7 protein-coding genes and 1 tRNA gene are annotated in these 9477 nt (G+C 39.2%); 4 read left to right on the forward strand and 4 right to left on the reverse strand.

Translation table 11 applies throughout. The annotated features are described in order from the left end of the window. Positions 1-558 precede the first annotated feature (558 nt). Positions 559-1542 carry an RNA polymerase sigma factor, RpoD/SigA family gene (locus tag PN497_RS18005; RefSeq protein WP_096566160.1) on the forward strand — a complete coding sequence of 328 codons (984 nt, stop codon included), beginning with the start codon at positions 559-561 and terminating at the stop codon, positions 1540-1542. 267 nt (positions 1543-1809) lie between these two features. After that, a complete protein-coding gene (locus PN497_RS18010) occupies positions 1810-2043 on the forward strand; it encodes a thioesterase domain-containing protein (RefSeq protein WP_096566158.1) in 234 nt (77 codons plus the stop codon). A 292-nt stretch (positions 2044-2335) separates the two neighbouring features. Here the strand turns inward: PN497_RS18010 and PN497_RS18015 are convergent, their stop codons facing one another. Further along, a complete protein-coding gene (locus PN497_RS18015; protein ID WP_096566156.1) occupies positions 2336-2530 on the reverse strand; it encodes a hypothetical protein in 195 nt (64 codons plus the stop codon). A gap of 292 nt (positions 2531-2822) precedes the next feature. Between PN497_RS18015 and PN497_RS18020 the strand changes: the two genes are divergently transcribed. Next, positions 2823-3545, forward strand: a complete 723-nt coding sequence (locus tag PN497_RS18020; protein ID WP_096566154.1) for a hypothetical protein — start codon at positions 2823-2825, stop codon at positions 3543-3545. Between the two features lie 138 nt (positions 3546-3683). On the opposite strand, the gene cobO is transcribed toward PN497_RS18020, so the two are convergent. The 3 genes from cobO to PN497_RS18035 form a co-directional block, all read right to left on the reverse strand. Then, positions 3684-4370, reverse strand: a complete 687-nt coding sequence (gene cobO / locus PN497_RS18025; protein ID WP_096566152.1) for a cob(I)yrinic acid a,c-diamide adenosyltransferase — start codon at positions 4368-4370, stop codon at positions 3684-3686. Between the two features lie 472 nt (positions 4371-4842). Beyond that, positions 4843-4915, reverse strand: a tRNA-Arg gene (locus PN497_RS18030). A 1064-nt stretch (positions 4916-5979) separates the two neighbouring features. Further along, entirely contained in the window at positions 5980-7695 is a 1716-nt protein-coding gene (locus PN497_RS18035; protein ID WP_096566150.1) for a serine/threonine-protein kinase, read from the reverse strand. Positions 7696-7984: 289 nt separating this feature from the next. Between PN497_RS18035 and ffh the strand changes: the two genes are divergently transcribed. Further along, a complete protein-coding gene (gene ffh / locus PN497_RS18040; protein WP_096566148.1) occupies positions 7985-9439 on the forward strand; it encodes a signal recognition particle protein in 1455 nt (484 codons plus the stop codon). Positions 9440-9477: the final 38 nt, after the last annotated feature.

Raw genomic sequence — 9477 nt, forward strand, 5'->3', positions numbered from 1 at the left:
ATTTATCGCCCGAATGCTTCGCCCTTAGAGGAAAATAGCCTGTTCAGAAAATTGATAATTTATCGCCCGAATGCTTCGCCCTTAGAGGAAAATAGCCTGTTCAGAAAATTGATAATTTATCGCCCGAATGCTTAGTCCTGACGACTCCTGACTCCTGCTATAGTTAGGGTTTTAAGGAAGTTGAAAATAAAATTTAGCAGCCAGTCCATTTTACTATATAATGGAAAGATTTAGCTGCTGCTCTTTACTATCTGCCAAATTTACCGTACCATAAGAAAAGTAAAACTCATACTGACTTCGTGTTTGACAAATGCTGTCATCCGCAAAAGAAAGGAAGAATTCTTGAAAACCAACCAGTGTGCTTCTAAGATATTCCAAAATTAAAGGAGGGTTGGGGGAACCCATGCCAGGGTAGCACCGTCGTGACAACGGCTATATAAATAAATAGATTGCTTATAGTAGCTTTGATGATGTCTATGGATGTGTATGCCACCCTTATTAATTCACCCTAGTTGAGAAAAGATTGATTTTGTATAGGGAGTAGAGGACAACGCACCAATGCCTACTGTTAACAACGAAAATGAAAACCTGAATGCCAAATTTACGGCTGATATGGTGCGAACCTATCTGCGGGAAATTGGACGTGTGCCACTGCTAACCCGTGAGCAAGAGATTGTTTATGGGAAGCAGGTGCAGCAAATGATGACGCTTCTGGAAGCTAAAGAAGCTTTAGCGAAAAAACTAGACCATGAACCTAGTTTAGCAGAATGGGCTGCCCATGTTAACCAATCAGAAAATGAAGTTAAACATACGGTGGCGTTAGGTAAGCGAGCCAAGCAAAAAATGATTGAAGCGAATTTGCGCTTGGTTGTGGCTATTGCCAAAAAATACCAGAAGCGAAATATGGAATTTCTGGATTTAATCCAGGAAGGAACATTAGGTTTAGAACGGGGGGTAGAGAAATTTGATCCCATGCGGGGTTATAAATTCTCGACTTATGCTTACTGGTGGATTCGGCAAGCGATTACACGAGCGATCGCTCAACAAGGTCGCACTATCCGCTTACCTATCCATATTACCGAAAAGCTGAACAAAATTAAAAAGGTGCAACGGGAGTTGGCACAAAAGTTGGGCAGGTCCCCAACACCAACAGAAATCGCCAAAGAACTGGAATTAGAACCTGCTCAGATTCGTGAGTATCTGAATATGGCACGTCAACCAGTTTCTTTAGATGTGCGGGTTGGTGATAACCAAGACACCGAACTGCAAGAAATGTTGGAAGATGAAAGTCCATCTCCAGAATATTACACCAATCAGGAATTTTTGCGCCAAGACTTAAATAACCTGTTGGCAGAACTCACACCCCAACAACGGGAAGTTTTAGCTTTACGGTTTGGTTTAGAAGATGGTAATGAAATGTCCTTGGCGAAAGTTGGTGAACGGTTGAAACTTAGCCGTGAGCGAGTCCGTCAACTAGAACATCAAGCACTTGCACATTTACGCCGTCGTCGCGCCAATGTTAAAGAATACGTTGCCAGCTAAAAGCGTAGACAAGCACCTGCTTGTGAGAAAATATGACTTTTGGCGGGTTGCCTCCTGATTTCAGGGGGCAATTTTTTTAGTTATCTTTGCGTAAAAGGTATAGGAATCCGGTTTGATTCCTGAACATACTTGTGTAGGCAGGCAAGAGGTACTCATAGAAGAGGCAAAAGAGTTTTAGAATATTTAGGTGTACGGAGTTTTGTTCAATCATCAAATATAGGACTAATATTTGAACTTTATATTTTCTTCATCCAGTCTTGAACATTTTTGATTATTTTTATATATAAACTTCCAAATTATCTGCTATTATTTACCACCAAAGAAGTTTTGAGATGGTGTCGGTCTCAACCATGTAGAGGTTGGCGTGAAATGGCTCAACAAGGAGTGGAGATTCACGAAGTTCCTGGTACACATCTGAGTATGATTGGAGAACCAGGTGTACAAATTTTAGCGGAAAAATTAATTTTTTGCATAGAGCAGGCACAAGGGACTGGCAAATAATTTATTTTTTGCAGTTCCCTGACTGAATTTTTTTTACTCTGATCCGAAATCCCTAGGGTTGCTGTTGTAGTGAATCATGGGATTCTGATCACCAAGGTGTCAATCAATGGTTTATATCACACTTTAAGAGAAAATCAAGTGATCAGGATCAATACTTTACCTGTTTTCACCCATTGAGGAATTGACAATACAAATGCCAAACTTAAGATATCTCAATTAAATAGGGTTTGCTGATAGCGTAGCGTGGCGTTAGCCATATAAATCCGAAAACTTTACAGGTAAACGGTTTTAGCTATTTTGACTTGTACTGAGCGACTTGTACTGAGCGACTTGTACTGAGCCTGTCGAAGTAAGCGTGGCGTAGCCATACTCCTTGAACTCCTGACTCCTTGAACTCCTGACTCCTTGAACTCCTGACTCCTTGAACTCCTGACTCCTTGATAGCGACTTGTACTGAGCCTGTCGAAGTAAGCGTGGCGTTAGCCATACTACTGGTCCTTCACAGATAACTTTTTCAGCAAACCCTAAATATTAAATCAAAGTTGGTAAAAAGATTTTTGTCATCCCCCACAAGAATGACTCTCTAGTGCGAAGCATTACACTTTTCAACAATGATATTTTGAGATGATCAACCAAAATCTATAAAAACTTCATTTTTTGATGGTTTTTTATTCCAGATAATATAGATAAAACTTTTGCAGGAATCTTTAAGTATTGGTGTTTGGTTATTATTTAGGTAAGTAGATAACAGTAGTTATTTTAGTTACAGGAGATGTCAGGTGCTTAACAAAAATTTTCAGTTCATACCCCAAGGTAAATTCAAACTTCCCGCTATTGGCTTACTGATTGGTTTTGGCATTATAGGTTTAAGTGTAATTAGTGAACGGACAAAAATTAACCTGAAATCTACAGCCACAGCAGCGAATTTACCAGGTTATACAAATCAAATTCAGAGTAACAATGAAAACTCTCTTTTGTCAAAACTGCGAGATATTAGAGATCAAAGAAGTCAACTTCAGTTAAATACTGTTGAACCACAAAATGTAGAATCTAATGTAGAATCTGAAGCTTTAAATAGAACGTTACACAATATACCCACAAATACAAGACAAAGAGGAGGAAAATCACCTGTTAATTTTCCTGAAAAAGATGGAATTTATCTTTATGGACAGTCCTCAACACCAAACCAGTTAGGACAAGGTTATATTGTGTTTCAAAAACAGCAAGGAAAGGTAATTGGTGCTTTGTATATGCCCAGTTCTGAGTTTAGCTGTTTTCAGGGTACAATTGCTCAATCTGGTGAGTTAGCAATGACGGTAACTAGCTCTCCTGGTGAAGTTGGTGTTACTCAAGTTTCAACTACTAGCAAAATACCCAACTTTACTGATGAAGATACTGCTACCTATGCCTATTCTATAGAACTGCAAGACTATCATCAGTTAAATTCTGTCAGTGCTAATGATAGAAAAATTTTACAAGCTTGTAGTCAACATTTCAGGTAAGCATTTAGCTATTAGCAGTCAGCGGTCAGCTTGTTAACAGTTAAGCCCAAAATCAATATTTGAACATCTACCAATTGATCAAATATATCAAATATTCTGACTCCTGACTCCTGACTCCTGACTCCTGACTCCTTGCGTTTAATACTCAATTCCCGCTTGCGCTTTAATTCCTTGATCTTTAAAAGGATGCTTAATTAAAGTCATTTCTGTAACTAGATCCGCTTTTTCAATTAAAGCCGGTGGTGCGCCTCTCCCTGTCAGAATTATGTGTTTATCTGCTGGTTTTTCGGCTAAACCTGCTAAGATTTGTTCAACTTGTAAATAACCAAGTTTGAGAGCAATATTAATTTCATCCAAGAGTACAAGTTTAAACTCTGGGTTGCGGATAAATTCTAAAGATTTTTCCCAAGCAGCGTTAGCTTTCTCCAAGTCTCTATCACGGTCCTGGGTTTCCCAAGTAAACCCTTCACCCATTGCGTGAAACTCTAGTTGGTCTGTCCAATGACTAAAAACCCGCTTTTCTGAAGGTTCCCAAGCACCTTTAATAAATTGGACGATCGCTACCTTATATCCATGACCAAGCGATCGCATTACCATACCTAAAGCCGCAGTCGTCTTACCCTTGCCATTACCCGTATTAATAATAATTAAACCTTTTTCTGGGATGGCGTTAGCTATACGTTGATCTTGTATTTCCTTACGACGCTGCATTTTTTTGCGGTACTGTTCATCATTCAGCGATGATGTTGAAGATGACATGACCTCATCTATTAAACGGGAAATTTCCTGATCAGAATTTAATTCTTCTGGTTGATCGTTTTTCATAAATCCTATTGATAAATAACTGTTAAGCCTACGAGAATGAAGTATAATTGTTTTGAGTAAGGTTACACTAGAAATGATATAAATTCTGTTAGCTATGATCTTAATAATTAAATTAGTTGTTCTTCATCGGCATAAGAGGATGTCTGAAAAGTTTTGAGAAAGTGATTTTGATTACGCCAATTGCTTCAACATTAAACGAATCATAGCTAGGGGATGCTGAATAAATGTAAAACCTGGATAAATTAAGGGATTGAGGATGATGAAAATTAAAATTGTGCCAATTTTTAATAAAGATTGGATGAATTATTCTATACAATTTTGAATGTGGCTAAAGCCAATCAATCGCTTTAATGCGACTAAAGTCGCTATCGACTTATCCCCATGTCTAAAAGCCAGGGGTTTGCGTCTCGTTTCAGGGTCAATGGGGACATTAATTTGTCAACGCGGACAAATAATCTGGCAAACGAAAAAACGAGCGCGGAGGGATTTGAACCCCCGACCCACAGAACCGGAATCTGTTGCTCTATCCACTGAGCCACGCGCCCTTACATATACTTTTGTAATTATAACATAGTTACTAAAAATATAGTCAAATATTTCTAGCTTGGTAATGTTATACACCTTAGATGGCTAACTACAAGCCACAATATTCGGTTTCTATCATCAGATAGAGTTCCGAACTACTTTTACCTTTTTTCAGTTCTGATTTGATTAGCTACTCTTGAAAATGTTTTATTTCGTCTAATTTATAGGATTTCCTGGCACACAGGAACTATGGTTAGGTTAATTCTAACTCTCCGCACTCTCAGATCAGGACTTTCACCGCTTTTCAAGGATCTACGCTTTTTGAACTCACAACTAGTATATCACACACCTTCACATTTTGCATCACAGATGCAGACAAAAATTGATAATATTTTTGTACCACAGATGTTAATATTTGACTGCGATCGCTTGTCCTTTTTGTGCTGATATGCCTGATAAAGTCGCAAACTTTTGTATTAGCATATACAAAATTAGCAAATACTTCTCAAGGCTTAGGTAATTGTAAAAATAATATAAAATTTTGTTAAATCATCGTTCTAGGGGTAGGCAAAATGAAATATATTGGATATATTTAACTTAATTGCCTATACCGAAAGATTTATAGTCTACGCAATATGTGATCCCCCTAGTTTGGACAAAAAAGCCGCTAGGGGGATCTTGTTTTAAGGGGCTTGAGTTAATATTTGTATTACCTAATCACATTTAAATATATAAAAATGTATATTTACAGATGTTTCCTAAGTTATGATCTACAAAGCTAACAGGCAAGATGCCTGATCCACAAGGGTTTTATGATTTCCGTTTGTACCTCACTAAGAGGATGTTGGAAAAGTTTATGGCTAACGCCACGCTACGCTATCGGCGAACTGCTTGCAGCAGCGCTTCGCTATCGCTCAAAAATAATCAAAAAATCATGTTAAAATGCCCGAAAGCCATACCTCATATTTGGTTGTTCCTGTCAATGCGTAAGTCCTAATTAATTTATAAAACATTTTATCAATCACCAATCACCAATCACCAATCACCAATTATCAATTATCAATTATCAATTATCAATTATCAATTATCTCCATCCTAACCAACGCAAACAAGGAACAATAATATAATAACTTAACCCTAAACAAAGACTAATTAAAACACCAATAGAACCAAAAAAAGCTATATGCTGTAATAACTCTACCCAATTTGGTGGATAGGAAAAATGGAACAATGAAATTTTGATCCCTAAATGAATTAAACCTGCGACAATATTAGCACTACCAAAAGCAGCTATAAAAGCGTAAGCTAGGTAATGGGTACGCAGACCTAAACCCAAAGTGAGTAAAGAAATTGAGATTAACATCCAGGCAATTAATCCTTCAGGGCTATTCTGTGGTTTAATAAATTGCCAAGTTATCCAACCTGAACTATAGCCTATTACACCCATCATAGCTGATACTAAAAAACGTCGTTTTTGTCCAAAACTTCCAGATAAAGTAATTCCCCAAGCAGTACCTAAACCAGCAACAGCATAAATGATAATTTCCTTGGGATTAGTAGGTGTAAAATTGGGGATGAATTGGGGTAATTGGCGTGATATAAATTCTGCCACAAAAGCACCTGATTTAGTTTGATAAGCCAGTAAAAAACCACCAATAGTTCCCACACTCGCACCAATAAAACTTAAAATTATCGCCCAAATTGTCGCTAAACAAGCTTTCAAAAAGTTGAAAATTGCTTGCACTGTAAATAAAGTTGTATTACCTACAGCTTGGGTAATTTCTGTGATAGTTTGGACGATAGTATTTTTAATTTGGGTAAAAAAGCCTAGTTGTGATTTTTGTAATTTTTTGGATTTTACAGAATTAATTGCTAATAAACGTTTTTGAATAATAGCTGCATGGGCTGGACGCGATCGCACATCCGCCTGTATCATTTCATCTAATAAATCTGCTAGTTGAATATTAACATTACACCACTTACGCCAGTTTAATTCCCCAGTAATCGGATCTTCCAATTCTTGTGGATATTTACCTGTAAGTAATTCAATCATTGTTCGTCCCAAAGCATAAAAATCAGCCGCAGGACCAACATTACCTCCTGTAATTTGTTCTGGTGGACTGTAACCAGAAGAAAATAAACGAGTAGAAGGAGAAGGCGATCGCAATATTCCCCCACTAAATTGTTTAGCCCCACCAAAATCAATTAACACCAATTGTTCTGCTTGTAAAAGTGTATTAGGTGCAGGACTACGCAACATTAAATTAGAAGGTTTAATATCCCGATGAATAATTTTCCGGTGATGTAATTCCTGTAAAATTTTTACAGCTTGGGAAAGCAAATTTAACACCAAATCCTCTGGACATCCTTGAGGAAAATTTTTACGCACTTCCTCCAAAGTATAACCATCAATCTTTTCCATCACCAGACAAGCTAACTGGTGTGGTTTAGGATGAGTCACACTGATTTGAAAATACCCATCAGCGTCAACTTGAGGCACACCAGAATTGCGGAAATTACTTAAAACTTCCGCTTCTAGGATAAATAACTCCAAAGCCTTGGGAGAATTTTCCACCAAGACTTTCAGTACCTTTTCAGTTTGAGTTTTGACATCCCAAACCGTATAAATTTGGGCAAAACCGCCTGAACCTAAAGGTTTCAGTGGGTAATAACGGTCTACTAACTGTAACGGACTGCCACAGCTGTTACAAAATTTGTTGCCCCAAGGTTGGGGATAAGGACGTTGACAGTGAGGATTTATGCAGTGAACCGCACTCTGATTTATTTGGAACAAAACCACGAAAATACAAAGGCTAGATCGATTTTAACGCCTATTTTGCTTTCTTGATTATTCAAACAAACACATTCATCCTGGAAGAACGAACCGCAAAGTACGCAAAGGACACAAAGGAAAGAGGTAGAGCCTTTTTTCTTATAATCCAGTGGCGACAGTTGGGTGAAAAACGACTAAGCTGGTATTATAACAGGTTAAAACTTTACCTAAAATTCTGCCTGGACTGGAGCGCAAAACCAGCGGTTTAAACTTGGTTTAAACTTTCTCACTGACTCACGTACATTGTAATTACATTATGTTTGATGCACTATCTGACCGTTTAGAAGCCGCCTGGAAAAAACTGCGGGGACAAGATAAAATCTCTCAATCCAACATTCAAGACGCATTGCGCGAAGTGCGTCGGGCTTTGTTGGAAGCAGATGTTAACCTCCAGGTAGTTAAAGATTTTATAGCTGAAGTCGAAACCAAAGCCCAGGGATCTGAGGTCATAGCTGGTGTACGTCCTGACCAGCAGTTTATCAAAATTGTTTATGATGAACTGGTACAGGTGATGGGGGAAGAAAATGTTCCCCTGGCAGAAGTTAAGGATAAAACTACCGTTGTCTTGATGGCAGGTTTACAAGGTACTGGTAAAACCACCGCTACTGCTAAATTAGCTCTACATTTAAGAAAATTAGATCGTAGTTGTTTGTTAGTCGCCACAGACGTATATCGTCCCGCAGCTATTGATCAGTTAATTACACTGGGTAAGCAAATTAACGTACCTGTGTTTGAGATGGGCAGTGATGCTGACCCCGTAGAAATCGCCCGTCAAGGGGTAGAACGTGCTAAGGCAGAAGGTATTAATACAGTGATTGTTGATACCGCTGGACGCTTACAAATTGACCAAGACATGATGGCGGAATTAGCCCGCATCAAGTCAACGATTGAACCAGATGAAACTCTGTTAGTTGTGGATGCAATGACAGGGCAAGAAGCAGCAAATCTGACCCGTACTTTCCATCAACAAATCGGTATAACTGGGGCTATTCTCACCAAAATGGACGGTGATAGCCGTGGTGGTGCGGCTTTGTCAGTGCGGCAAATTTCCGGTGCGCCGATTAAGTTTGTCGGTGTGGGTGAAAAAGTCGAGGCGCTGCAACCTTTTTATCCAGACCGCATGGCCTCCCGTATTTTGGGCATGGGTGATGTTCTTACCTTGGTTGAAAAAGCCCAGGAAGAAATCGACATCGCCGACGCTGAGAAAATGCAGGAGAAAATGCTGTCAGCGAAGTTTGATTTTACAGACTTCTTAAAACAGCTACGCCTAATGAAAAATATGGGTTCATTAGGTGGCATCATGAAGTTGATTCCCGGTATGGGTAAACTTTCTGATGACCAGTTGAAGCAAGGGGAAACCCAGCTAAAACGCTGTGAAGCCATGATTAATTCCATGACTAAGCAGGAAAGAAAAGATCCAGAACTATTGGCCAGTTCTCCCAGTCGGCGGCGACGCATTGCTTCTGGTTCTGGTTATAAAGAATCAGACGTGAGTAAGTTGGTAGCAGATTTCCAAAAAATGCGATCGCTCATGCAGCAAATGGGACAAGGCAACTTCCCCGGAATGCCAGGAATGTTTGGCGGCGGTATGGGCAACCCCCTAGCCGCAGGAAACCGTCCTGCACCCGGTTGGCGCGGTTATCCCGGCGGCGCACCAGCAGCGAAAAAGAAAAAGAAAGAGAAAAAGAAAAAAGGTTTTGGCACGCTATAGGTGACTGGGGACTGGGGACTGGGGACTGGGCATTGGGC

This window comes from Sphaerospermopsis kisseleviana CS-549, assembly GCF_028329225.1.
Lineage (GTDB): Bacteria > Cyanobacteriota > Cyanobacteriia > Cyanobacteriales > Nostocaceae > Sphaerospermopsis > Sphaerospermopsis kisseleviana.